This is a genomic window from Mucilaginibacter inviolabilis (assembly GCF_011089895.1).
Classification (GTDB): Bacteria; Bacteroidota; Bacteroidia; order Sphingobacteriales; family Sphingobacteriaceae; genus Mucilaginibacter; species Mucilaginibacter inviolabilis.
The window spans coordinates 440434-466230 of the sequence record NZ_JAANAT010000005.1 but is presented as its reverse complement, the minus strand read 5'-3'; the positions used below and the strand labels follow the sequence as shown (position 1 = coordinate 466230).

Annotated in this window: 30 protein-coding genes; 10 read left to right on the top strand and 20 right to left on the bottom strand. The window is 41.7% G+C overall.

Annotated elements, in window-relative coordinates:
• Positions 1 to 63: 63 nt before the first annotated feature.
• The 3 genes from G7092_RS28705 to G7092_RS28695 form a co-directional block, all read right to left on the bottom strand.
• Positions 64 to 438: a DUF6249 domain-containing protein gene (locus tag G7092_RS28705; protein WP_166095427.1), complete on the bottom strand. Its 375-nt coding sequence runs from the start codon at positions 436 to 438 to the stop codon at positions 64 to 66.
• Positions 439 to 586: 148 nt separating this feature from the next.
• Positions 587 to 1087: a hypothetical protein gene (locus G7092_RS28700; RefSeq protein ID WP_166095425.1), complete on the bottom strand. Its 501-nt coding sequence runs from the start codon at positions 1085 to 1087 to the stop codon at positions 587 to 589.
• A gap of 122 nt (positions 1088 to 1209) precedes the next feature.
• Positions 1210 to 1899, bottom strand: coding sequence for an SIMPL domain-containing protein (locus tag G7092_RS28695; protein WP_166095423.1), 690 nt, complete (start codon positions 1897 to 1899; stop codon positions 1210 to 1212).
• Positions 1900 to 2246: 347 nt separating this feature from the next.
• Between G7092_RS28695 and G7092_RS28690 the strand changes: the two genes are divergently transcribed.
• Both G7092_RS28690 and G7092_RS28685 read left to right on the top strand, forming a co-directional pair.
• Positions 2247 to 2828: an RNA polymerase sigma factor gene (locus G7092_RS28690; RefSeq protein ID WP_076376698.1), complete on the top strand. Its 582-nt coding sequence runs from the start codon at positions 2247 to 2249 to the stop codon at positions 2826 to 2828.
• A complete protein-coding gene (locus tag G7092_RS28685) occupies positions 2825 to 3331 on the top strand; it encodes an anti-sigma factor family protein (protein ID WP_166095421.1) in 507 nt (168 codons plus the stop codon). The genes G7092_RS28690 and G7092_RS28685 overlap by 4 nt, the downstream gene beginning before the upstream one ends.
• A gap of 359 nt (positions 3332 to 3690) precedes the next feature.
• Here the strand turns inward: G7092_RS28685 and dapF are convergent, their stop codons facing one another.
• A complete protein-coding gene (gene dapF, locus G7092_RS28680; protein ID WP_317170016.1) occupies positions 3691 to 4476 on the bottom strand; it encodes a diaminopimelate epimerase in 786 nt (261 codons plus the stop codon).
• 188 nt (positions 4477 to 4664) lie between these two features.
• On the opposite strand from dapF, the gene G7092_RS28675 reads away from it, so the two are divergent.
• Positions 4665 to 6203 carry a Do family serine endopeptidase gene (locus G7092_RS28675; RefSeq protein ID WP_166095418.1) on the top strand — a complete coding sequence of 513 codons (1539 nt, stop codon included), beginning with the start codon at positions 4665 to 4667 and terminating at the stop codon, positions 6201 to 6203.
• 236 nt (positions 6204 to 6439) lie between these two features.
• On the opposite strand, the gene G7092_RS28670 is transcribed toward G7092_RS28675, so the two are convergent.
• From G7092_RS28670 to G7092_RS28655, 4 genes are all read right to left on the bottom strand, one after another.
• Positions 6440 to 8137 (bottom strand): carboxypeptidase regulatory-like domain-containing protein, encoded by a 1698-nt coding sequence (locus G7092_RS28670; protein ID WP_166095416.1) that lies wholly within the window; start codon positions 8135 to 8137, stop codon positions 6440 to 6442.
• 140 nt (positions 8138 to 8277) lie between these two features.
• Positions 8278 to 9261 carry a FecR family protein gene (locus tag G7092_RS28665; RefSeq protein ID WP_166095414.1) on the bottom strand — a complete coding sequence of 328 codons (984 nt, stop codon included), beginning with the start codon at positions 9259 to 9261 and terminating at the stop codon, positions 8278 to 8280.
• A complete protein-coding gene (locus tag G7092_RS28660; RefSeq protein WP_166095412.1) occupies positions 9254 to 9985 on the bottom strand; it encodes an RNA polymerase sigma-70 factor in 732 nt (243 codons plus the stop codon). Before G7092_RS28660 ends, G7092_RS28665 begins: the two co-directional genes overlap by 8 nt.
• Positions 9921 to 10601 carry a DUF6134 family protein gene (locus G7092_RS28655; protein WP_166095410.1) on the bottom strand — a complete coding sequence of 227 codons (681 nt, stop codon included), beginning with the start codon at positions 10599 to 10601 and terminating at the stop codon, positions 9921 to 9923. The genes G7092_RS28660 and G7092_RS28655 overlap by 65 nt, the downstream gene beginning before the upstream one ends.
• 248 nt (positions 10602 to 10849) lie before the next feature.
• Here G7092_RS28655 and ypfJ point away from each other — a divergent pair, with 248 nt between their 5' ends.
• On the top strand, positions 10850 to 11713 hold the full coding sequence (ypfJ, locus tag G7092_RS28650) for a KPN_02809 family neutral zinc metallopeptidase (RefSeq protein WP_166095408.1): 864 nt from the start codon (positions 10850 to 10852) through the stop codon (positions 11711 to 11713).
• Positions 11714 to 11777: 64 nt separating this feature from the next.
• On the top strand, positions 11778 to 12611 hold the full coding sequence (locus tag G7092_RS28645) for an N-acetylmuramoyl-L-alanine amidase (protein WP_166095406.1): 834 nt from the start codon (positions 11778 to 11780) through the stop codon (positions 12609 to 12611).
• Between the two features lie 32 nt (positions 12612 to 12643).
• Here the strand turns inward: G7092_RS28645 and G7092_RS28640 are convergent, their stop codons facing one another.
• The 5 genes from G7092_RS28640 to G7092_RS28620 form a co-directional block, all read right to left on the bottom strand.
• Positions 12644 to 12901, bottom strand: coding sequence for a hypothetical protein (locus G7092_RS28640; RefSeq protein ID WP_166095403.1), 258 nt, complete (start codon positions 12899 to 12901; stop codon positions 12644 to 12646).
• Positions 12902 to 13025: 124 nt separating this feature from the next.
• Positions 13026 to 14684: a glutamine--tRNA ligase/YqeY domain fusion protein gene (locus tag G7092_RS28635; RefSeq protein ID WP_166095401.1), complete on the bottom strand. Its 1659-nt coding sequence runs from the start codon at positions 14682 to 14684 to the stop codon at positions 13026 to 13028.
• 151 nt (positions 14685 to 14835) lie between these two features.
• A complete protein-coding gene (locus G7092_RS28630) occupies positions 14836 to 15111 on the bottom strand; it encodes a hypothetical protein (protein WP_166095399.1) in 276 nt (91 codons plus the stop codon).
• Positions 15112 to 15118: 7 nt separating this feature from the next.
• Entirely contained in the window at positions 15119 to 15910 is a 792-nt protein-coding gene (locus tag G7092_RS28625; RefSeq protein ID WP_166095397.1) for an SDR family NAD(P)-dependent oxidoreductase, read from the bottom strand.
• A complete protein-coding gene (locus G7092_RS28620) occupies positions 15898 to 16962 on the bottom strand; it encodes an NAD-dependent epimerase/dehydratase family protein (protein WP_166095394.1) in 1065 nt (354 codons plus the stop codon). Before G7092_RS28620 ends, G7092_RS28625 begins: the two co-directional genes overlap by 13 nt.
• A gap of 139 nt (positions 16963 to 17101) precedes the next feature.
• Here G7092_RS28620 and G7092_RS28615 point away from each other — a divergent pair, with 139 nt between their 5' ends.
• From G7092_RS28615 to G7092_RS28595, 5 genes are all read left to right on the top strand, one after another.
• Positions 17102 to 17470, top strand: a complete 369-nt coding sequence (locus tag G7092_RS28615; protein WP_166095392.1) for a TM2 domain-containing protein — start codon at positions 17102 to 17104, stop codon at positions 17468 to 17470.
• Positions 17471 to 17499: 29 nt separating this feature from the next.
• Complete coding sequence (locus tag G7092_RS28610) at positions 17500 to 18597, top strand: Nif3-like dinuclear metal center hexameric protein (protein WP_166095390.1); 1098 nt, start codon at positions 17500 to 17502, stop codon at positions 18595 to 18597.
• Complete coding sequence (locus G7092_RS28605; protein ID WP_166095387.1) at positions 18597 to 19340, top strand: zinc ribbon domain-containing protein; 744 nt, start codon at positions 18597 to 18599, stop codon at positions 19338 to 19340. Before G7092_RS28610 ends, G7092_RS28605 begins: the two co-directional genes overlap by 1 nt.
• Positions 19341 to 19437: 97 nt before the next feature.
• Positions 19438 to 19884, top strand: coding sequence for a DinB family protein (locus G7092_RS28600; RefSeq protein ID WP_166095385.1), 447 nt, complete (start codon positions 19438 to 19440; stop codon positions 19882 to 19884).
• 17 nt (positions 19885 to 19901) lie between these two features.
• Complete coding sequence (locus tag G7092_RS28595; RefSeq protein WP_166095382.1) at positions 19902 to 20285, top strand: hypothetical protein; 384 nt, start codon at positions 19902 to 19904, stop codon at positions 20283 to 20285.
• A 47-nt stretch (positions 20286 to 20332) separates the two neighbouring features.
• On the opposite strand, the gene G7092_RS28590 is transcribed toward G7092_RS28595, so the two are convergent.
• From G7092_RS28590 to G7092_RS28560, 7 genes are all read right to left on the bottom strand, one after another.
• Positions 20333 to 21403, bottom strand: coding sequence for a PA0069 family radical SAM protein (locus G7092_RS28590; protein ID WP_166095379.1), 1071 nt, complete (start codon positions 21401 to 21403; stop codon positions 20333 to 20335).
• 29 nt (positions 21404 to 21432) lie between these two features.
• Positions 21433 to 22077, bottom strand: coding sequence for a response regulator transcription factor (locus G7092_RS28585; protein WP_166095377.1), 645 nt, complete (start codon positions 22075 to 22077; stop codon positions 21433 to 21435).
• Positions 22043 to 22873 (bottom strand): sensor histidine kinase, encoded by an 831-nt coding sequence (locus tag G7092_RS28580; protein ID WP_166095375.1) that lies wholly within the window; start codon positions 22871 to 22873, stop codon positions 22043 to 22045. Before G7092_RS28580 ends, G7092_RS28585 begins: the two co-directional genes overlap by 35 nt.
• 47 nt (positions 22874 to 22920) lie before the next feature.
• Complete coding sequence (locus G7092_RS28575; RefSeq protein WP_166095373.1) at positions 22921 to 23586, bottom strand: hypothetical protein; 666 nt, start codon at positions 23584 to 23586, stop codon at positions 22921 to 22923.
• Positions 23587 to 23684: 98 nt separating this feature from the next.
• Positions 23685 to 24050: a hypothetical protein gene (locus G7092_RS28570; protein ID WP_166095371.1), complete on the bottom strand. Its 366-nt coding sequence runs from the start codon at positions 24048 to 24050 to the stop codon at positions 23685 to 23687.
• 226 nt (positions 24051 to 24276) lie between these two features.
• Positions 24277 to 24927 carry a hypothetical protein gene (locus tag G7092_RS28565; protein WP_166095369.1) on the bottom strand — a complete coding sequence of 217 codons (651 nt, stop codon included), beginning with the start codon at positions 24925 to 24927 and terminating at the stop codon, positions 24277 to 24279.
• Between the two features lie 184 nt (positions 24928 to 25111).
• Complete coding sequence (locus G7092_RS28560) at positions 25112 to 25762, bottom strand: LutC/YkgG family protein (RefSeq protein ID WP_166095367.1); 651 nt, start codon at positions 25760 to 25762, stop codon at positions 25112 to 25114.
• Between the last annotated feature and the right edge of the window lie 35 nt (positions 25763 to 25797).

Here is a 25797-nt window from a genome sequence, read left to right as displayed (position 1 = left end):
GTGGCTCTGCATATCGGGGATTGCTTCGTTCCTCGCAATGACGTATTTGTAATAATCTGGGTCTTATTTTTGCAAGGTAGGCTCATCTTTATCCAAAACTTCCTTTTTTTCTATCCGGTAAGAAAGGATCAATCCTGCTCCGCCGAATATCGCAATCAGGGCTACATAAAGGAAAAAGGCTTCATCATCCATATAGCGAAAGATAGTATGATCTAAAATAAAGGCCAGGAACAAACCAATGCCTGAACCAATAAGCAATAACCCCCATTTTAGGTTTTGATAAGGCGCTGATTGAGGTTTGTAACTCCGTGGATCCATACCACGTTCAATCATGGATAGTTTTTCACGTTTGTTCAGATAAACGATCCCGAAGATCATTGTGAAGAAGCCGAGGGGTACTAAAATTCCAGCTAATACACCCAGTTGAGCAGTTTCCATACTATTTAAATTTTAATAAGTTAATTTAATTTTTCTTGTTTCTAAATCACCAATGCGGTGTATTTGTAAGTTATGACCACACAGTTTTTAAACAGGTTACACCCTGAGAGAAAAAAAGATAGGTGAATGGTTAAAGAGGGAAGAGAAATTATAAATTGATGATACTTTTCATGGATAACAGATGTTTGCTCATGAAAGCGAGGTCGGGATAGTTTTCGACATTTTGGGTCTTTTGCACCCTTATTGTGATTTCGTCAACATAATAATCATGCAAAGCCGTTATGGTATTGATATAAGAATAGGACGCTTTTTCTAAGGTTTTGATAAGCGACAATTCCCCTACAACTTCAATGCCCTTATGACCATCAATATAATTGACTAAAGCCATTTTTTTATCAACTGCATATGCTAATGATTCCCATGTGCCGAATCGCGTACCCCAAAACCTCCCATCGGTAAAATGATATAATGCAGGCTTATGGTCCTCATAGTATTCAATTAAGGTTAAATCGTAATAGTTATTAAATTTTTCTGAAATGAAGGCTCCAATATACTTTCCATTGTTACAATTAATACTCAAACAATCACCTCTTTTATATTTTATTAATTTACCATTAACTTTATTAGCAGATGTGGCTTTAACTTTCATGTTCAAATAAGAATTAACAGAACTAAATATAATGTTATTAATTAATCATAAAAAAAGCCCCTCTAAACATAGATGGGCTTTTTTATGCAATTGCGAAAACTCCCCCTTCAAGGGGCCGGGGCTTACTTTATCTCAAACGTAGCTTGTATCTGGAAGCTCAGTTTTATCTTTTTAAAGTCGATGTCTGATTCGGCTGGTCCGGCAGCGTCCGCGGCAGCTGCTTTGTACATCATCATTACGCGTGGTTGAGGAAAGCTGCTGTTATCGCTTTCGGTAATGCTCAACGCAGAGCCTAATTTATCGCCCAGGCCATTTACCAGGAAGGCGGCTTTGTCGCGGGCTGATAATAATGCTTTTAATTTCAGCGAATTTTTTAACTCATTGATCTTGGAGTAGTCATAGCTCTGAATGTCGGTTGATTGAATGCCTTTTGGATCAACCTTAGCCAGTATCTGGTTAAATTTATTCAGGTCGGTAACTTTAACCAGGTATTGTTTGCTGGCCAAAAAGTCCGGAGCTTTTTTCTTTTGATAGGTATTGTTCCAGGCCGAAACGTTGTTTATGGTGAAGTCTTCGCGCGGGATACCGGCATCTTTTACACCTTTTTCCAGTTGGTTTTCCAATACATCAATAGTAACCCGGTTTTTACCGTTCATATATTCCTGTAAAGAAATGGAAACGTATATAATGTCGGGTGTAACTTCCTGTTCGGCAATGCCTGTAACTTCAATTTTGCGGCGCAGATCAACCGTTTGCGCGAAGGTTCCGTAAGTAGTCATAATTAATGCTGCAAGGATAAGTAGCTTTTTCATGGGGTAAATTGTTTTTAGATTTTTGAAACGAGCCTGAACTGTATTTGTGTTTGTTTACCAGTTCGCGGATGGTTTCATGTGATAGTTATTTTATAAATATAATATGTTATGTGACTATGATAACGTACCAAAAGTTTAATATGTAACAGGTGTTATAATTTATTTGTACCGGGAATGGCTTATTAGGGTTGCATAAAGCTACAGCTTTGTTTTGAATTTTGTGGGGTAGAAGGGGCGCTAATAAATATTAAATTACATAACGGAAAGGCTGCCAGCTCAAATTTCATTAAATTTACATAAATCCTGTAACCTGATTTAAAACGGCGGCGTCAGAGAGGTTGTAACACATGCAGAGCAAGCTTTCAGATATCGAACTTATAGAACAAACCCTGGCGGGTAATCAATCGGCCTATGCCGATCTGGTTAAGCGGCACCAGCGTTTTGTATTTACCCTGGCCATGCGGTTTGCCAAGGGGCGTGAAGATGCTGAAGAGATTGCGCAGGACTGTTTTATAAAAGCATACCGCTCGCTGGCATCGTTCCAGGGGCAGTCGAAATTCAGTACATGGCTGTACAGTATTGTTTATACTACAGCAATGACGTTTTTAAGAAAAAAGAGGGTGGCAACAGATTCCATTGATGATGAAAACACCTTTATACAGGTTGAAAGCCGGGAATCTGGCTATGATACCAACAATATAGAAAATAAATCAAGGTCGTTTTATCTTAACCAGGCCATTGCACAATTACTGCCCGATGATGCTACTATCATTACCCTGTTTTATAAAGGGGAACAATCACTGGAAGAAATTGCCCAGGCACTGGGGATGGAAACCAACACGGTTAAGGTTAAACTATTTAGGGCGCGCCAGCGTTTGAAAGAGAAGCTGGAGCACAATTTAAAACAAGAGGTGAAAGAACTGATATGAACACGATTGAGGAAAAACTCTGGAATTATATTGATGGAACCTGCAGCCCGGCTGAACAGGATGCCATAGCCAGGCTTATTGAGCAGGATGATGCGTATGCCCAAAAGTATCAGGAGCTACTGGCGCTTAACCAGGAGTTTGCAGCAATGGAATTGGATGAACCGCCGATGGCCTTTACTTATAATGTGATGGAAGCCATTCGCACAGAGAATGCGATGCAGCCATTAAAATCCAATATTGATAAACGTATTATCCTGGGCATCGCTGTTTTCTTTGTGTTTACCATATTGGCTTTACTGACATTTGTATTGGCCAATATTCATATTTCCGGAATTAATATCAGCGCTGCAGATATTAAACTACCAGCCGGTGTAAAACTACCCAGTACCAGCAGCATTTTCAGTGGTCCGCTTTTAAAGTGGTTTTTGATATTTGATGTAGTGCTTGCTTTATTTTTAACAGATGCCTATCTGCGTAGAAAAAAGATCGCCAGGCAGTTATAGTTAAGAGGGGAAATGTGTCTGCGAAAACCGACAAGTGACTATACAATTAGTCAATTATGTAATCTGTATATCAGATTTTGAGTATTACTGAAGTATCCTGCTTTACATTATCATTAAATTTACAACCATCAGTAATTTTGGTATAGTAATTGTATAACCCTATATGAACTGGTAAACTTACCGGTTTAATTGTGATAAGGTTTAGGTTGAAAGTCCCCCGGAGCAAGTCTGGGGGGCTTTTATTTTTTTTAGGAAAAATTTAATTTGTCATTTTGAGGAACGAAGAATCTGTTACTCATTATGCATGGTGTTGAATAGATGCTTCACTACGTTCAGCATGACAAGCAAATGAAAAGGGCCTAAATCCTCACCTCTCCGCTAAATACCTGTACCGCGGGACCTTCTAAAAAAATATCGGTAAATACCTTGCCGTCATAATTAAAACGGATATTCAGATTGCCTCCTAAAACTTTAATAGGGGTGTTGATGTGGCCGGTTTGGTTGTTATATTTAGCCATGGCCAGGGCTACGGCGGTAACACCAGTTCCACAGGCAAAAGTTTCGTCTTCAACGCCGCGTTCAAAGGTACGTACAAAGTATCCGTTGCTGGTTGGCTCTACAAAATTTACGTTGATCCCTTTTTCCCGATAAGTAGCATTATTGCGGATGGCTTTACCTTCCTGATACACATTGCGATGTTCCAGGTCATTCACTTGTTTTACATAATGAGGAGATCCGGTATTGAGCACATAAGCATCACTATCGGTGTTAATCTGGTCAACATTGATCATTTGCAGGCTCACCCAATCTCCGCTTTCGGAAATTTTGGCATGGTGCGGCCCGTCAACTGCCAGAAATTCAGTCTCCGAGTCGATGATTCCCAGGAACTTAGCAAAAGCAACTATACAACGACCGCCATTACCGCACATGCTGCTGGGGGCTCCGTCGGCATTATAGTAAACCATTTCAAAATCAAAGCCTTCTTTCTTTTGAAGAAACATCATGCCATCGCCCCCGACACCAAAACGACGGTCGCATAGGGTTGATATGAGCTTGGGGTTGGTATGATCTATCTTATTTTCACGGTTATCAACCAGTATAAAATCATTGCCGGCACCCTGGTATTTATAAAATCGTATATTCACAGTAATGTCATTTAATATCAGCTATTTTATGTTGCTCAAATTGAAGGGCATCATTGGAATAGCCGGGGTATTTTAATTTAACAAAATTTAACAAAAAACCCATTAACTAATGGTTGACTATGTAGTCTATATGGTATTAAATTTGAGTTGTTAAATTATATAAACAAAATAAAGAAAGGCAAATATAAATGAAAAAGATAGGTTTAACACTATTAACCGCTTTTGTAGGAGGTGCACTTGCTTTAGGCGCATATAAGGTGATCGAGAACAAATACTCGGATAACATGAGCTTTGAGGAAAAGCAAAAAGTGTACTTTACCAGTAATAAATCAACCCCGGTAGTATCCTCAACCGGCTCGCTTGATTTTACGGAAGCGGCTGCGGCGGCAACCCCGGCGGTAGTGTATATTCGTACTACATACAGCAGCCAGTCTGGCGGCAGTCAGGATCAGCTGGAACAAATGTTTGGTGATATGTTTGGCCAGCGTGCACCGCAACGTGGTCCACAGATGGCATCTGGTTCTGGAGTGATCATTTCGCCCGATGGTTATATCGTTACCAATAACCACGTGGTGGAAAAGGCTGATAAAATTACTGTAGCAACTAATGATCACCGTACCTTCCAGGCTAAAGTGATTGGTACAGACCCCAGCACAGATCTTGCGCTGATCAAGATCAGCGCGAACGACCTGCCTATTATCAAACTGGGTAATTCTGACGAAACCCGGGTAGGTGAGTGGGTATTGGCTGTGGGTAATCCGTTTAACTTAACATCAACCGTAACAGCCGGTATTATAAGCGCCAAAGGCCGTAACATAGGCATCATTGGCAGCGAAGGCAATAGCGATGATGATAACCCTTTTGGCCGCACCCGCAATCAGCAGAGTGGTCCAAAATTAAACAAGGCTATTGAGTCGTTTATCCAAACAGATGCGGCTATTAACCCTGGTAACAGCGGTGGTGCCCTGGTGAATACTAAAGGCGAATTGGTTGGTATTAATGCAGCTATCGCATCGCATACAGGTTCTTACGAAGGTTATGGCTTTGCCATCCCGGTTAACCTGGCTAAAAAAGTACTGAACGATATTAAAAAATACGGTACTGTAAAACGTGGTTTTGTAGGTGTAAGCTTTACCGAACTTAACCCTGATGTTGCTCAAAAATTGAACATTACCAATAACAATGGTTTATATGTTAATGACGTAGTAGAGGGAGGGGGAGCCGAACAGGCTGGCATCAAAAAAGGTGATATCATTACCAAAGTAGAGGGTACACCGGTTTATGAATCATCAGATTTGCAGGAGCATGTTGGCCGTATGCAGCCGGGCGATAAACTGAATGTAACTGTTTTGCGTGACGGTAAAGAGAAAGCTTTTGCTGTAACACTTAAGGCTGATGCTACACCAACTAATCGTACGGCTGTAGTTTCTAAATCGGCCGAGGAATTGTTTAATAAGTTGGGCGCAAGCTTCCAGCCATTAAGCGGTGCCGAAAAGGCCAAGTTCCATGTAAACTCCGGTGTGAAAGTGACCCAGGTACGTCCCGGCCGTGTGTTTGATAACTTTGAGATCCCGGTTGGATCGGTGATCACCAGTATCAATAAACAACCGATCAACAGTGTGGCTGATATTGACAAAGCTATCACCAACCTGCGCAACGGTAACCTGGTAATTTCGGGCTACTATCCAGACGGAACAAACTTTAACAATATGTTCCAGGTGCAATAAGAAAAATTTAAATAAAGTGATTGTGTAAAAAGACCCGGCTGTAATGGCCGGGTTTTTTTGTTGGGAAAGTGACAAAAAGTGGGTTTACACTATTTTGCAGTAAAACTCACTTAATTAAGTGATAATCAATTAATTATTGTAATGTTAACCCTGAAAAGTGTAAACCCACTTTTAACAAAATGGCGGGGTTGGTTGGGATAGGAGTAGAGACACATCACATGTGTCTCCCAAATATATCAAAAGAAACTCACCCCAACCGTCCAGCCAACCCAGCCGGTCCAGCTGTTGCTGTTATTGATAAAGCTGTGATGTAAGTCTTTTACATAGGCATAGCCATTAACCGCGTTGCGCTGGTCGGAGTAAAAAAGATTGAGCGATGGGCCAGCATTGATAGAAAATGCTTTAGCAACGCGGTAGGTTAGCGCAGCATCAAGCCTACCCAGCAGATTGGTGCGTGCCCAGTTACCTTGATAAACGTATTGTTCACTTATTTCCGGATTAAAGGCCAAATGTTTGCCCATCCCCAGTTCACGGCCAAACCCAAACCCGAAGGCATATAATTTACTGTTATCATTTACCCGGAGACCACCCATCCACATGGTATACAAGTTTTTACTGCCGGTTTTAAGGGCTATGTTGGCATTCAGTGTTTCGTTAGATGATAAGGCGAGTTTATGATAGCCGTAACGTACGATATTGATGAGCCCGATGCTGTAACCTGATGAGGTGTCGGCTACGTTGATAAGACCTAATTGTACGCCACGTAGGTTACGGGCATAGTTAAAAAGCCCGGCTATTTGTATGCCGCTATATTTTTGCCCGGTAACGTTGCCTAAAGCGGCCAACTGTATGCCTCTTACCGAACCATGAGTATGATTATATAAGCCGCCTACTTGTAGGCCGTTCACATCGCGTTTTACGCTATTATACAATAACGAAAGCTGTATACCCCTAACCTTGCCCAGCACATTATTATATAAGCCTCCAACCTGTATGCCGTTTACACTACCGCCCAACGCGTTAAATAAACCGGCAATTTGTACACCATCTACATTACCCTTATCAACATTAAAAATAAGACCCAGCTCAAACCCGTTAACCCCGGCATTATAGCCGCCTACTGCATTTAGGGAAACCTTATTAACTATTTGTCCACTAAACTCTGCGTGGGTACTTACCCCTGGTATCGCCGATGCCTGGAATGGTGCCTGCGCGATAAGGCCGTGCAGATTGGCCGCTCTTATCTTTTGCGAGGCCGATGTAAAAAGGCGCCCCAGAGCGGTATGCTCAATGCCTCCCTCATCATCACTAATCATGTACCCATCCTCATCAATTTGCGATTGGTTGGAGTTTACGGTGACGCCAGAGAGAAAAGTAACTGTGGTATCCCGGTAATACTCCTTACTTACGGTGAGCATCACTGGTTTTCCGTTGTTCTTGAGACGGAGCTCAAATCGCCCGTCTTTATCGGTAAGGGTTGATTGCAACAGGGAGCGATCATACACACTGGCGTTCTCCAGTTTTTTACCGTTTTGGTCGTCAGTTACAAAGCCGCTGATGCTGTACTCTCCGTTTTCGGCGATGGCTTTTTCGGTAGTTAAGGATAGTTGCAAGGGGGCATAACGGAGGATCACAAAGTTGCGGGTTTCCTTATACTCAAAACGATTCATGAGCATACGATCGAGCACTTCCTTAATAGTCCAGTTATCGGCATTGAGGGTTACCAGGCTGTCTGTTTTTACAATATTGCTATTGTAGGAGAAGGTAAAATTGCCCTTTTGTTCGATGGTTTTTAACACTGAGCCCAGGCGCATGTTACTGACGTGAACAGAGATATTCTTGGCCAGGATAGATTCGGCTTCCGTGGCCCGGCTAAGGATGGGCAGGACTAAAATGATCAGGAAGAAAAGGATATGTTTGTGCAAGGTATACATAAGGTAATTTCGGAATTGGGATTTTCAACTTCAGATTTTTCCTAATTCACTTCATTTTGATTAATTTATTTACGCTCCTTCCCACTACCATTTCTATTTAAATCCGAAATCGAACATCTCAATTCCGAAATCAAAATATATTATTTAAAAAAGATCTGTTGGTTTTTGCGAACCACCGTGATCTTAAATGTGCCGGAAATAACCTCCAGTACTTCATTAAGCGACTGGCCTTTAATTGTAGTAGTGATCGGCAAATCCTCCAGCGATTTATTGGCAATCACAATGTGTACTCCATATACTTCATTCAGGGCCTGAACCACCTCGCTTAGCGGGGTTTTATCACAAATCAGCTGTCCGGTAAGGTAATAGTTATATAATTTGCCCTTGCTCTGTTGCTTAGCTAATAAATCCTGGTCTTTAGTCACCATTACTTGTTCGCCAGGATTCAGATCGATACTGTTTTGCTTTTTGCTTACCTGTACAATACCGGTTTCTACAATCACTTCGGTTTTACCATCCCGGCTCTTGATATTGAATGACGTGCCAACTACCCTAACCGTTACATCATTTACCTTAATTATAAAAGGTTTTGTTTTATCAGGGCTTATTTTAAAGAAGGCCTCACCCTTTAAGCTTACCGGGCGGATGTTGCCGGTAAACCGGCTCGGGTACACCAACGTTGAACGGGCGTTCATAGTGATCACCGATCCATCGGGCAAGGATTGGGTGTGTACTTTGTCCTTACTATCTATCCGTACAAATGAAACCGAGCCATTATCGTAAACATGATTAAAGGTTAGCCATAATACCGTGCAAATTAAAATTACCGATGCTGCAATACCTATCCACTGCTTTTGGCTCAGTTTTTTGATGACAGTCCTGCGAGATGCCGGAACATTTTTATCAATACGGTTTTGTAGCCGGATAAAAGCATCATCCTTATTGACATTTCGTTCTGTTACTGGGCTTTGATCCCAGATCAGTTTAAAATCGTCAAAAAGTTTTTTGTTGGTTTCGCTGGCCGCCATCCAATCCTCTACCTGCTGCTGCTCGGCGAGCGTAGTTTCGCCGGCCAGGTATTTCACCAGCAGATCATCATCCATATGTATATTGGCATTACTCATTGTGCAGCCATCGGGTTAATAAAAATAAAATAATGGGTAAAAACTCCGCCAGTTTCTGGCGCATCATCCGCAGGGCCTTGCCCATTTGGTTCTCTACGGTTTTAATAGAAAGCCCCATATGGTCGGCAATTTGCTGATACTTGAGTTGTTCAAAACGGCTGAGTTGAAAAATAGTGCGGCATTGCTGCGGTAGTTCGCTCATGGCCGTTTCGATACGCTGTTGCAGCTCGGCGGTCATTACTTTGGTTGATGCCTGTTCTTCCTCGTCCTGCTGCAACTGCCCGGCATAATACACGCCGAAGCTGGCCTTTACCTTTTGGTGTTTTAAATAGTTCAAACTTTCGTTGTGTACAGCCCGGTACAAATATGATTTGAGCGAGCCGTCGGTTTTAAGATTGTCGCGTTTTTCCCAAATCCGGCAAAATACATTTTGCACAATTTCTTCGGCCACTTCATCATCCTTTAAAAATGTATACGCATAGGCGTGCAGACTTTTAAAATGTTCTTTAAATAACCATTCAAAAGCCTTTTGACTGCCCTGTTTGAGTAAATTGATGACCGAGCTATCGCTGTATTCCACTTTAAACGGGTGAAAGTTTGCGTTAAAGATAGCTTGTTTGCTGGTCAAATTCACGGGCGAAAGACTTAATTGCAAAATTTCAGGCCAGTTGTATTTGAATGGTGTACAGCGAGTGGTGAATATCAACCTTGCTGCATACGCCATTGGTGTAGGAGTAAAAATTGTAATTACCATCGGGCAGATCAATGCGGTACACGTGAGGTGATACCTGTTTTACCTGCAAAAATTGCTGGAAGTTATCGCAGTATATCTGTGCATTGTTGTCCGGCTCACGGCAATACAACAGCATAAGGTTGGCGCCGATATATTTCTGATCGAGTTGCTTGCTTTTGCCATCGGTTACGGCCTGATAGCAATCGCCGCAGGCCCTGGTTTGGCGGTTGGCTTTCTCTTTACCATTCACCTTGCGGTAAATGCTGGAGCTGATGAGTTTACCTTTCTGAAAAGTAGATTCCTCATGAATATCTACCTGAACGCTCATGATGAAACGCATTTTTACCTGCGATATCATTTTTAGCGACAAATCATCGCCCTCGTGTTTTTGGTAAAGGTCCATGTGTCCCACTATTTTGCCGCTGTGTAATACGTTGTATTTAGTGATTTGCTCTTGTGCCATCAGTGCCGACGAAAAGTAAAGCAACGCTAGCAGAGTCGCTGCTTTTTTTAAGGGCATAGCAAAAGTTAACGGGGTAATATGTTTATCTTTTAAGGCTGGGGCCAGGTATTTTTTAAAGAGCCAGATAAGCAGGGCAGGTATCATGATGGTAAAATTTAATAGAAATGAAACAACTGTTAGTAATGTTAACTACAGCTATTACAACATATTAAAGATTTACCCCTACTTGATTTCATAATATTTACGAATATATAAAAAAGACTATCAGTTTAGTAGTTTTATTTTTTTCTATTGCAAGCTAACCGTAGGAGTGAGCGCGCTTGATAATTCCCGCATCCTTGCAAACAATCCTTAAAACATTTAAGTTTACTATACACTTTAATCACAACAATATGCAATGGTTTGGCAGGCGCGAAAGCGATAATGTAGAAGACGACCGTGGTGGAGGCGGCGGCGGAGGTCGCTTTGCTTTGGGCGGTGGTATTATTAGCATCATAGCCCTGGCTATTTATTATTTTACAGGTGTTGATACCTCACAGCTGCTTAACCAGGTGGCAAGCAACAGTCAGCCGCAAACCGAACAACATGCCAGTGATCCTAATGCTCCGGAAGATAAACAGAAGCAATTTGTACGCGTGGTTTTGGCTGATACAGAAGATATCTGGACAAAACTCTTCAGCGATATGGGTAAAACCTACGAGAAGCCGCACCTGGTGCTGTTTACCGAAGCTACACGTTCTGGCTGTGGTAATGCCAGCTCGGCTACGGGGCCGTTCTATTGTCCGGCAGATGCGAAGGTGTATATCGATCTTTCTTTTTATGACGAACTTAAGAATCGCTTTGGTGCTGCCGGCGACTTTGCACAAGCCTACGTCATAGCGCATGAAGTAGGGCATCATGTGCAGAACCTGCTGGGTATCTCGGCCAAAATGGACGAAGCCCGTAACCGCCTTAGCGAAACAGCATACAACAAACTCTCTGTAAAGCTGGAATTACAGGCCGATTTTTATGCCGGCGTATGGGCCCACTACGAGCAGAGCCTCAAAAATGTACTTGATCCGGGCGATATTGAAGAAGCCCTCACCGCCGCCAATGCCATCGGCGATGACCGCCTGCAAAAACAAGCCACCGGCCACGTAGAACCCGACAGCTTTACCCATGGCACCAGCGCCCAACGCATGTATTGGTTTAAAAAAGGCTACGAAACAGGCGATATTAATCAGGGTGATACGTTTGGGAACGGGGATTTGGAGTAGGGGCCAGCCGATATTTAAAACGCTTTTCCTCCTCGTGTGTTATTTGCTTACATTAGCAAAGCACATGAAAAACTACCATTACACTATATTCTTTTTGGTCGCGTTAGCGGCTTTGAGTTCCTGTTCGCCGAAGGGGCCTTATGCTTTAACTAATAAGGTGTATACCACCAAGACTGATTCGGTGGTAAAAGTGATTGAGCAAACGCAGCCTGCCATGCTGGTAGATAGCGCGGGTGCCAATATCCCCAGCGAGTGGGTGGGGACGGTAAACTTTAACCTGCGCAAACCCAATTATGTGATCATCCATTTTACCGCGCAGGATTCTATACAGCAAACGCTTAAAACATTCACCCTGGTAAAGCCGCAGGTGAGTGCCCATTACGTGGTGGCTAAGGATGGCAAAGTATACCACATGCTGAATGATTATCTGCGGGCCTGGCATGCGGGTATCAGCCGCTGGGGCAGTATCAGCGATATGAACAGCTGCTCTATCGGCATCGAGATTGACAATAACGGGCATGAACCTTTTAATGATACTCAGGTAAAAAGTCTGCTGGCTTTGTTAACCCAACTCAAAAAGGTTTATGGTATTCCCACAAGCAACTTTATTGGTCATCAGGATATCGCTCCTTTACGCAAGCCCGATCCGGGACCCTTATTCCCCTGGAAACTACTGGCCGAAAAAGGTTTCGGTTACTGGCGTGATTACCTGCTGGAAGTTCCGCCTGATAATTTCGACTATGCAACCGCCCTTAAACTCATCGGCTATGATACCCGCAACCTGACCGCTGCCATCGTTGCCTTTAAGCGTCACTTTGTTCAAACGGATGAAAGTCCAACAATGACCGAATTCGATTTGAACATTTTGTATAACGTATATAAAAAATATGCGCCCTGACCCGCTGAAGGGGGAACTCTTTGATAGTAGGCTTATCTGGTAGGGACAGGTTTTGTAGCTCCGTAAGGCGTAAACCCATGATCCATTTTGTATAGCTTACCGTCTTTAAAATAATAAAATTCTGTAGTCTGATTATCCAGGTAAACGGTTCTGTATACGGAGAGTTCCATCCGGGTGGCGTAGGGGTGATCTCTGTTAAATTTCTGCTCAGACAGGCCCAAAGATATTTGTTGTGTTTTACAGCTTATCAAGAATATAAGCAATAGGAGGGATAGTGTTAACTTTTTCATAAAAATAGAACACCTTAATGGCCATATACCCTTACTCCAGAAATAAGAAAAGCCCTATTCTGATGAATAAGGCTTTTAAATATGCTAATTAAAAACTCTCCCTTTAGGAGGTTGGGGGCTTCTCTTATTTCTTCACCCAGCCGTCTTTCAAGGTCACCGTGCGGTTAAACACCAGGTGATCCGGAGTGGAATATTTGTCTAAAGTAAAATAACCCTTACGCATAAACTGTATGGCTTTGCCCGGAGTGGCGTTGGCCAGGTCTGGTTCGATATAAGCCTTTGGCAATATGTGCAGACTGTTGGGGTTCAGGTAATCTTTAAAGTCGCCATCTTCATTGGACGGATCTTCAACCTGGAACAGGCGATCATATAACCTTACCTCAGCGGTTTTGGCGTGTGGTATGCTTACCCAGTGTATAGTTCCTTTTACATTGATGCCGCTGGTGTCATTGCCTGATTTTGATTCGGGCAGATAGGTACAGTGGATCTCGGTTACGTTACCATCAGCATCTTTTACAAAGCTGTCGCAGCGGATGATATAGGCATTTTTTAAACGCACCATCAAACCCACACCCAGGCGGAAGAATTTCTTAGGTGGCTCTTCCATAAAGTCTTCACGCTCAATCCACAACTCGCGGCTAAACGGAAACTCGCGGCTACCATCACCGCCTTCAACTTCGGGATTGTTTTCGCCGTGCATAATTTCGGTTTCATCTTCCGGGTAGTTGGTCAGGATACACTTGATTGGGTCGAGCACAGCCATACGGCGCCAGGCGGTTTTATTCAGATCTTCACGGATACAGAACTCCAATAAACCAACATCGATCATGTTTTCGCGCTTGGCAACACCAATGCGCTCGCAAAATTCACGGATACTGGCAGGCGTATAACCACGACGGCGCAAACCACTAATAGTAGGCATCCGCGGGTCGTCCCAGCTTTCTACATGTTTATCCTCTACCAGTTGCAGTAGTTTGCGCTTGCTCATCACAGTATAGTTGAGATTTAAGCGGGCAAACTCGTATTGTTTTGATGGGAAAAGCTCGAGCTTTTCAATAAACCAATCATACAGCGGACGGTGCGGTACAAACTCCAGTGTACAAACAGAATGGGTGATCTTTTCGATAGCATCCGATTCGCCATGTGCAAAATCATACATCGGATAGATACACCACTTGTCGCCTGTGCGGTGGTGATGGGCATGTTTAATGCGGTACATCAAAGGATCGCGCAGGTGCATGTTTGGTGATGCCAGATCAACTTTGGCACGCAGCACTTTGGCGCCATCCGGATATTTGCCGGCTTTCATATCGGCAAATAACTGCAGGTTCTCTTCAACAGAACGACTGCGGTACTGGTTCGGTGTACCTGGTTCGGTTGGGGTACCTTTTTGTTTGGCTATCTCTTCGGCAGTACTATCATCAACATAAGCCAAATCGTTTTTGATCAGGGTTACGGCAAAGTCGTATAATTGGTCGAAATAGTCAGATGCGTATAGCTCTTCGGCCCATTCAAAACCAAGCCATTTGATGTCTTCCTTGATGCTGTCAACATACTCGGTTTCTTCTTTGGTAGGGTTAGTATCATCAAAACGGAGATTCGTTTTTCCGTTATATTTTTGTGCCAGGCCAAAATTCAAACAAATGGATTTGGAATGCCCAATGTGTAAATAACCATTAGGCTCGGGCGGAAAACGGGTTAATACCCTGCCACCGTTTTTACCGGCAGCTATATCTTCTTCAACAATTTCTTCTAAAAAGTTCAATGATCTCTCTTCGCTCATAAATAAAATAGCAATAGTTACAAAAGTAACAAAAAATTTGCCCCCTAACCCCCTAAAGGGGGAACTTTTGACCAACTTGATGGAAGGAAATGAGAAAAGCCCAATTCTACAAGGACTGGGCTTTTAAGTATGCAAATCAGAAACTCCCCCTTCAGGGGGCTGGGGGGCTCGAAATAATATTGTGGCTCATCAGTATCCGCATCAGCACATCTACAGAGATATCACGGGTAATGTCAATACAAACACTAAAACGTCCACGGATCTTTACCTGGCAAAAGTTGTAATGAAATTCCAGGATCAATCCGCGCAGGCTACCCGAATTAACAACAATAATCTCATCGTCAATTACCTCACAGGTATTGCTGGTGCGGTTAAAATAACTGCGCAAGTTTTTGATAAGCCTGTATATGGGTAAAGATAGGATCATGTTCAATTCAGGATACTAAAATAGTGTTTAATCTTCGTTTGATGATATTATCTTTTATATATGCTGGTAATAAACTGTTCAATAAAACCAATAGGCGATTAACCATTCCCGGAATGATCTCTTTTTTACCTTTTAGCAATCCGTCAATAGCTATGCGGGCAACCTGCTCGGGCTCCAGAATAGTAGCTTTAGAAATGCCTTTTAACGTATTGTTCATCACCAGCAGTTCGGGCTTGGTATTGATACCTCCAGGGCTTAGCAAGCTAAGCTTTACGTTTGAACCATATAGTTCCAGTTGTAAACACTTGGTAAAATATCTTATAAACGATTTGGTAGCGCCATATACCTGCTTTTTAGGTACTAGGAACAAACCGCCTAAACTACCCACATTTAAAATATAAGAGGTAACGGATGCATCGGCCTGAGCCAGAAACAAGCGGGTAAGCAGTACAGGGGTTATCACGTTCAGTTCTATCTGCATTTTATAAAAAGCAATATTTTTATCCGCAAACCACGACCAATTGCCCAGCCCAGCGTTGTTGATAAGTAAATGCGCCGTGATATGTAGTTCTTTTAACCAGGTGAAAATTTCAGCATAACTTTCGGTATGGGTTAGGTCGATTTCTAAATGATGGACTGCCACCGAAAAGTTTTTACGGATAAAAGAGGCCAGTTCTGGCAGCCCCGATCCGGGTAAAGCCACTAACACCAGGTTGATGTTTCGGACTGCTAATTCAATAGCAATAGATTTCCCGAGACCTTCACTGGCTCCGGTTACAATGGCGGTTAATTGCTGCATAGCTGCGTTGGTTGATGGTTGGTTATATTACTGCCCTCATTCATCCTGTCTTTGATCTCAGAATCATTGCTCTTTGATCCCCTTAAATAATTAACTGTTTTTTGCAGGCCCTCTGTAAAAGGGGTTATTGTATATCCCAGCTGAGTTACAGCTTTATTGCTACTATATTTTTGATCGTATTTAAGGCGCTCGGCAAATTCAGGTAAAAATACAGGGGATAAGCCTGTAAGGCGCGTTTTTAACCACTCCAGTCTGCTGTATACCTCAATGGCCTTTAATGGTATCCGAATCATGCTTAATTGCTTATCCGATACCTGTTGAAGGGTTTTAAAAAAGGCATTAAAACTAATATCATGGCCACCTAAAATGTAACGCTCGCCGGGAATGCCTTTATTCATTGCAGCGATATGCCCGGCTACTACATCCTCTAAAAAAGCGTAGTTAGCCACCTGCTCGCCATTGCCGGGAATAAAACGCCATGTGCCTTTTAAATAGCCCGATACCATTTTGCCAACCGTATTGCTATCGGTTATGGGGCCTTCTCCATACACACGGGAAGGGTTCACAATCACTACAGGTAAGCCTTGTTTTACAAAACGCTGCACTTCCAGTTCGGCCAAATATTTGGTGCGCTCGTAAGCGATCGGGAAACCGGTAATGCGAGGGTCGGTTTCGGTCATGGGGTGTTTGATAGTTGGCCCCCAAACCCCGCAAGTAGAAGTATATACTAGTTTTTGTACCTCGCATATTTGGGCAATTTCCAGTACATTTCGGGTTCCGATAACGTTAGTTTCCTGATAATCGTCGGGATTGCGGCACCACATTTTGGCCATAGCAGCGGTATGATAAACCTGGTCGCAGCCTTCCATAGCCCTGGCCAGACTTTGTTTATACAAGATATTGCCCAAAACAGGTTCAATATTCGGGTGCTTGATAAGGTAAGGATGATCGGTATTGCGGCACAAGGCTTTTACCTCATGCCCGGTGTTGGCTAGCTCCAGGGTTAGCTGTCTGCCAATAAAACCAGTTGCTCCGGTAACTAATACTTTCATATCCGTATTACACCCCAGGGATCATTTACCCCTACGTCTCAGTATAAATTTTTATAAATCTATTCCCAAGATTGACTATAGGTTTATAGCATAAAATATTTATTTTTGAAAAAGCACTCACCACAAACCTTACTTAGATATGAACATACACCAGGATCCCTACATGAACTTTGCCGATATGGGCCCCGAAGAAATGGGTTTCCTGCAGCAAGCAACCGGGGAGCTTAGCGATGACCAAAAGAAGTATTTTTACATGGTTTATAGTAGTAAGCGTAAAAACACTAATGAAATACTTATTCTTAGCTTGCTTGGCTTAGTAGGAGTAGCTGGAATCCACCGATTTGTTTTAGGGCAGATTGGTATGGGGATACTTTATTTTTTCACAGGCGGCCTTTGCTTAATAGGTACTATTGTTGACCTGGTGAACAATAAATCGCTTACTTTAAAGTATAATAAAGAAATGGCTTATGAAAGCCACCGGATGGCCGTATTGAGGAATCAAAAATAAATTACGGGCCGCATTGATAACATCTATTCATGAAATTAGCTGTACTTACCGCATATTTAGAAAGCCTGGCGCCATTGGTGTACCAGGAGGATTATGATAACGCGGGTCTTATTGTGGGAAACCCCGAACAGGAAGTTACCCAGGCATTAATATCTCTTGATTGTACCGAAGCTGTGGTTGATGAAGCCATTGCCACGGGTTGTCAGGTAATCATATCGCACCACCCCATAGTTTTTAAAGGGCTTAAAAAATTTAACAGTAAAACCTACGTAGAAAGAGTAGTGGAAAAGGCTATTCGTAGTCGTATTGCCATTTATGCTATACATACCAATCTGGATAATATTATGGGAGGCGTAAACCAACGTATTTGCGATACGCTGGGCTTGAAAAATTGCCGAATACTGGTACCTAAGCATAACTTGCTGAAAAAGCTGGTAACTTTTGTACCCGGGAGCCATGCTGATGCCGTACGTGATGCTTTATTTGCTGCCGGAGCTGGCAACATTGGTAATTACAGCGAAACTAGTTTCAATACCGAGGGCACGGGCTCCTTTAAAGGCAACGAGGCTACCAATCCATATGTTGGCACACCCGGTACCCGTCACGAGGAAAATGAAGTGCGAATCGAGACCGTTTATCCAGCCAATTTGGAGAGTAAAATACTGATGGCGCTGGTTTTGGCTCATCCTTATGAAGAGGTGGCATACGATCTGTTTGCTCTAACCAACCAGCATCAACAGGTAGGAGCAGGTATGATTGGCGAATTAGAAATTCCTCAAAATGAAGAATCGTTTCTTTTTCATGTAAAGGATAAGATGCGCACACATGTGATCAGGCATACGGCTTTAACCGGCAAACATGTGAAAAGAGTAGCTGTTTGCGGTGGTGCCGGAGGCTTTTTATTAAAGCATGCCATATCGTCAGGTGCCGACGTTTTTATCACTGCAGATTACAAGTATCATGAGTTTTTTGATGCCGAAGGAAAGATAGTGATTGCAGATATCGGACACTTTGAGAGTGAACAATTTACGGCGCAATTATTGTATGAAATAATACGGAAAAAATTTCCTATCTTTGCCGTCCGTTTAACAGAAGTAAATACAAACCCCGTCAAATATTTTATTTAATGGAACAAACCGTAGAACAAAAGCTTAAAGCTTTATACGAACTACAAACCATCCACACCAAAATTGATAGGATTCGCCAGGTAAGAGGTGAACTGCCAATGGAAGTTGCCGATCTGGAAGATGATGTTGCTGGTCTTGAAACCCGCATTCAAAAGATCAAAGCGGAGCTGGATGATGTAGAAGATGAGATTGTAACCCGCAAAAACCTGATCAAGGAAGCTCAGGCCAATATCAAAAAATACGAAGCGCAACTTAACGAAGTTAAGAACAACCGCGAGTATGATGCCATATCAAAAGAAATTGAGATACAGGGATTAGATATTCAGGTAAGCGAGAAAAAAATACGTGAGTATGGTTTTGAGATCACTTCAAAAACCCAGATCTACGAAAAAGCCTTGGCTGATTTAGATGCACGCAAGAGCGATCTTGATGCTAAAAAAGAAGAGTTAGGTACTATTACTGCCGAAACTGAGAAAGAGGAAACCGAATTAGTGTCGCAGGCAGAAAAAGCTACCGGTAATATCGAAGAGCGTTTACTAACTGCTTACAACCGTTTGCGTCAAAACGCTAAAAATGGCCTGGCTGTAGTAACTATTCAACGCGATTCATGTTCAGGTTGCTTTAACCAGATTCCACCACAACGTCAGTCTGACATCCGTCAGCGTAAAAAGATCATCGTTTGCGAGCATTGCGGACGTATTCTTGTTGATGAGCAAATGGCTCTGGAAGCAGAAGAAGCATAAGCTTAACTTATACATATTAAAAAGGGCGCCCAATCAGGCGCCCTTTTTTGTTGCCTTAATAATTGATTAACTTGCCATCAGTAAAAAACAAATACCCATGTTAATACCTATACTAAAAACACTGTTCATACGAGATCTTGAAAAACTTAAAGTCGAATTAGAGTTGTACCGGAACGAACAAAATATTTGGCTCGTTGATAAGCAGATTACTAACACCGCAGGTAATCTTTGCCTGCACCTGATAGGCAATCTGAATACTTATATTGGTGCAGAACTAGGTAAAACAGGTTATATCAGAAACCGGCCTCTGGAGTTTTCATCCGGACCTGTGCCCAGAACTGAATTGTTGAAAAGTATAGATGAAACCATCCAGATGATAGATTCAACCCTTGATCAGCTCAGCGAAGAACAAATGGCCAATGAGTATCCGCAGGAAGTGACAGGTGGAAAAGTAAGTACCGGATATTTTTTAACTCATTTAGCCACGCATTTGAGTTATCACTTAGGGCAGGTTAATTATCACAGGCGGCTATTGGATAATTAGGATTAAACGGACTTACTATGAAACAAGCGTTAATATATAGTTTAAAAGTATGGCTTACCGGTGTATTTCTTGCACCTGTTCTTCTGAAATTATTTTGGATGGTTAGTGGCGAATCGACAGGATCTAATGCTGTAGGCGCATTAATGCTTTTTGGTGGAGTACTATCTATACCAAGTGTATTGCTTTTGTTTCTGAGCGTTCTGATCCTCACCAGGCAAGCTATTGCTGTCAATTCGACGAAGTTGATTTTATCCTTAATAGGAATTATTCTTGCTTACCTCCCCATCTGGGTTCTAAATGGCCGCCAATTTTGGCTGGATAGTTTTATGCTGAATTTTTTTGTGGGCTATACGGTTACCGTTATTGCCGCGATATGGTTTTATAAGTTAAAGCCTCAGTAACAAGTAAATCAAGGGTTACATAAGTTTATCGTATTCGTGGAGCACTACTAAAACAGGCTCGTCTGTTTACCTTTCCTGGGTACAAACAAGCTGTAATCATATTCAGGCATTTCCCGGCCTGCCATAAAGCGATTACAAGCCATTCGGAACATCTGGTGGATTGATTGTGCTATTTTGCCCTCTCCGCTCATACGGCGGCCGAAATCGCTGTCATTTAGCTTGCCGTCATGACAGGAGCGTATCATGTTCAGTACCTTTTCAGCACGGTCTGGAAATGCTTTGTATATCCAGTCGCTAAATATCTCGGATATGCTCCCATTGAGTCGTACTATGGTAAATCCAGCGGCCAATGCACCCCTGTCTGCCGCTGCCTTAATAATATTAGGCACCTCGTTACTGTTGAGTCCTGGAATAATAGGGGCGGCCATTACTCTTACCGGAATACCTTTTTCTGATAGTTTTTGTACAACGGCGAGTCTGCCGGTGGCTGTTACGGTCCGTGGCTCCAATTTTTGTCGCAATTGCTCGTTTAATGATGTAATAGAAACGTTTACATGTACCAGGTTCATAGAAGCCAGTTCGGTGAGGATGTCCAGATCGCGCAGGATCACATTATTTTTAGTGATGATGCTTACTGGGTTTTTATACTTTAAAAATACTTCCAACAGGCCACGGGTAATCTTTAAACGACGCTCCACTGGTTGATAACAATCCGTATTGCCCGACAGCATGATACATACCGGCTGATAGTTTTTCTTATTAAAATATTGTTCTAACAATTCCGGAGCATTGGGTTTGATGATGATCTTCCGCTCGAAATCAAGCCCTGCGCTAAATCCATAATATTCGTGGCTGTTGCGTGCATAACAATAAATACAACCATGTTCGCAACCCTGATAAGGATTGATAGAATACATATGGCTCAAATCCGGGCTGTTGGATTCGCTTACGATCTTTTTGGGTGTTTCTTCAAAAAGTTGTGTGGCAGTATTTTCCAGCAATGGCTCGTCAATGCCCTCGATATGCTCGGCCACATATTTATTCTTTAAAAATTTGTTGTGTGTATTTAGCTGCGCCCCCCGGCCTTTAAAAAAGCCGGAATTATCATCCTGTTCCATTTAACAAATTTGCTAATATTTTTAGCAAATTACAAATCGATCAGTTTGTTTTTTATGCTGTATAATACCAGGCCTACACGGCTTTTGATGCCTAATTTTTCAAAAAGCTGATCGCGATAGCTGTCAACGGTACGTACACTGATACACATGGTATCGGCAATTTCTTTGTAGGTAAGCTCGGTGCCGGTTAAACGCAAAAATTCAATTTCGCGTGGGTTCAGTTTTACAACGGCCGTTTTATCGTTATTGAAATTGTTTAATAAATGCTTGGTTACAAAATCGGGATAGTAAAGATCGCCTTCGGTTACTTTGAGCAGGGCAGCCTCAAACTCATGGGGTTCGGCATCTTTAAGCAGGTAGCCTTTTACTCCCATTTTAACCATAGTAAGCACCTTTTCGGCATCCTCAAACATCGACAGGATAATGGTACGGATAGAAGGCTGAAACTTTTTAAGCCATTGTGCGGTTGAGATGCCATCCATTACAGGCATGTTGATATCCAGGATAACAATATCAGGAACCATTCCTGAAGCTATCTTATCAACCATTTCTTTGCCATGGGCCGCTTCAAACAGCACATTGTAGCGGTTAAAGCTCTCCACCATTGAAGCTATTCCACTTCTGAAAAGGCGATGATCATCAACCAGGGCTATTTGAATAGGTTCCGTTAACATAAGTTTCTTGTACGAGAGGGTTGAGCGAAAGGTTAATGCTGCAGCCATTGCCCGGTGAACTGTTTATAATTGCTTCGGCTCCAATTAAGGCGGCCCTGTTCACAATATTACGCAAGCCCGAACCTCCATTATTTTTAAGCAGTTCAGGCTCAAAACCAACACCATCGTCTTCGATGGTTAAATTAAACATTTGTGCCTTATAATACAAACTCATTTTAAAGTTATCTGCATGAGCATATTTTAGAGCATTGTTTAAAGCTTCCTGAAATATCCTGAATAGTACCAGTTCCCGCTGTTCGCCAAGTGTGTAGTAATCGCCCTCAATTAATAATGACAAGTTGATAATGCCGCTTCTGTTAACGCGTTCAACCTCTATTTCGAGCGTTTTTACCAACCCCATAACACTGATATGTTCAAAACTAAGGCTCTTTGACAAATTACGGAGGTCGCTGATGGATTGAGCAATAAGTTCTCGATTGTCATTCACCCTCATTTTTTCATGCTCGCCCAGATTTCTGCCCAATACGCCCAGGTTAAGTTTAACAAATGACAATACCTGGGTAATATTATCATGCAACTCACGGCTGATGTGGTTAAGGGTTTCTTCCTGAATCTCCATCCGGGTTTTCAGTAATTCCTGTTGAAAGGATGATTTCAGTTGTTCCTTTTCCAGTACATTTTTATTTTGTTTGCGTTGGTATAACAATAAAAAACTGACAATAAAAACCCCCAACAGCATAACTACAGCTGTGCCGGCAATGATCAATAAAATAATTTCTTCATCCTTAAACAACATATCTGAATGGGCTGATCATAATTAATGATTGTTATGGATTAAAAATGTTACAATGTTTTGATAGCATTAATGGATTTTGCTTTTTTATACTGATATATAAAAGCAACAGATAACAACGAATATAAAATAAGACAAGCAATATCCGGTATTACCGTGGCTAATATTAAAAAGTGATAGTTTTGTTTATAAGCCATATAGCTGTAAGCTACATGGTAGAGCATAAATGAAAGCGCGTAGAATAATATTCCGGCAGTGGCCCAAAATGGCGGATAGCGTACAATATCTAATTTTTCATCTATATTGTTGATCAAATTAAAATAATACAAGCATACCAGCACAGTGAGCATACTGTTTTGCAAAACCATGGCAATGGTATTCAACATAAAAAAGCCTTGAATAAAAGCCATATCGATGAAAGAAAAGAGCACGATTATAAAAAGCGCGATATGTACCTTCTTTCTGTATGGCTTTCTTTTATCAAGAGCACTTATAAAGTGGGTGTAAATAATTGTTTCGATAATTGATTCCAGGTTATAACACCATACATTGGTATGGTGCCATAGCGTCCAGTATTTAATATTAGCAAACTCATAAATTACAATGAACGCCAAAAAAGGAAGGAATACCTTAAAATTGCGATCAAGCTTTTTGTAGGTGTATAAACAAACAAAAAAGGCGAAAAGCTCAAAATAAAAATAGATATAATCAAGCATAAGATTATATTAAGGCAAACGCTAAAAGGTAAATACTTTAACTAAAGCATTTACCTTTTGATGAATATTATTCCCTTACCAAAATATTTAAAGATTGTTTATGGGCATTTAGGAGGGCATAGCGGGCCTTGATTAAAGGGGCCCATAGGATCTTCAGAGCCCAATGGCCCGGCCACTCCATCTTCTATTGCATCGGTATGTTCAATATGGTTTTCAGAAGTGCCTATCAATATAGCCGTAGTTTGATTGGGGTAATGTTCGTTATTATGATCATAAGCGGCAAAATGGATTCTTACTCCTGTAGCATGTTCGGGTAAGTTATTGATAAAGGATTTCAATTTATCAAGTGATAACCAGACAGACTGCGTATCGTTGATGTTGTGTTCTTTGTCAATCAGTTTTTTTCGGGTGGCAGCGTAGCGTTCCACCATTTTTTGGGCGATAGATAAATCGATAGGTTTCATTATTTGTAGTTTTTATTCAATTAAGCCGTCTCTTCCTCAAAATAAGGCCCAATGTAACAGGTCTGTTAATTATAGTAGGGAAGTGTCTGCTTAGGTTGGTTGGTGAAAAAACGTAAACAAGATCAGTGCAAAATCTGTAAATGATACAGATTAATCAAAAATAGTTTTTTTTTAGAAATTATCCCTATGAGAGTGTAAATCAAAATAAAGTGAAAGGCAATGGATATTAGTCTATCTTTTTGACCCTTGTAAAGCACAAAAAAGCGAAGCCTAGAAATGTATATATAAATGCGCAGCCAACTTCGGCGATTAAATGGGCTATCATAAAAAATTGGTAATTGTTTTTAGCCAGCAGGATATCAAACGTTGCATAGTAAAAATAGCTGGTTAATGAATATAATAACAATCCGATTGTGGCTAAAAATGGGGGAAAGCGAAGCAAGTCGGGATATTCATCCGCGTGATTAAATAAGCTAACTAAATAAATAAATGCCAAGGCTGCCAATATGATGTTTTGTGCTATAATAGCAATAGTAGCTAAGGTCCAGAAGCTATGTATAAAAAGAATATCAATAAGAGTTATAAGTAAACCAAGGGCAACGGCTACACGCACCCTGATTTTGTGTGGTTTCCGTTCATCTAAAGATGCCATAAATTGCCCATACACCAGTAGCTCAACAATACCTTCCAGATTATTGCACCAGGCATTTGAATGATGTAACAAAAGAAACTTCAGAAAGAAAATGTTGAGAAACTCATAAACAACAACAAATGCCAGAAAGGGGAGAAATATTTTAAAGTCTCTATCCAGTTTTTTATGAGCGTACACACAACAGGCAAACGCGAATAATTCAAAAAAGAAGTATAAATAAAACATGGATATTATTAAATACTGTAAAGATAAATATGGGGGGTAATATATTATTTAAAAACGTGTTTAACGATTGAAAATGGTAGCGAAAGTAAATTAAAGGGCAAGCTATGCAATAGCTCTCAGGAAAGGTGCATTTACAACAAGTTGTTATTCAGGCAATGAAAATACAACGTTATAAAATATTAGATCAAGACAAATGGCTATCGTCCAGCAAAAAAACAAAGAGTTCCTTGGGGCCGTGGGCTCCCAGTACGAGCGTTTTCTCGATGTCGGCTGTGCGGCTTGGGCCGGTCACATTACTGATCATGGAGGGCAGCTGGTTGTCATATTTCTTTTTGATGAGTTTGAAACCATCTTTAAGATCAAGTACCATTTGTGAGGTATAGGCCAGCACGATATGTACAGGAGGATAGATGCTTAAACGCCTGCCTGCCATGTTGCCGTTTGAAAGGAGTATGCTTCCATTACGGGCTATCAGCGCTTCGCAAAAGGTAAAACCAACATCAGCTTGTTCAAAATCCTTATCGGTTTCGTAAAAAGGGTATTCAAAACGGGTAAGTATTTCCTGTAAGCCAGGCTCCCAGCAATATATTTTGCGCCAATTACGTTCTTCGGCCAAGGTAAGGAGCGTTTCAATAAACTGTACTTCATCCTCACAAAAAACAAATTGCCCGTTAACTGCGGTGAATTGTTCGGCGAATATTACCTCAGGAATCTCTTCACTAGATGCGTAAAGCGGTTGATCCTCCAATTGAGGGTAGGGGTTATCCCTCTTCTCAAGGAGCGCCTTGCGGATCTTTTTAAGCAGCTTTTCTTTTGATGTGGTAATATCCCTCATGGTAAAAATAGCAAAGCCATCAGCAAGGCTGATGG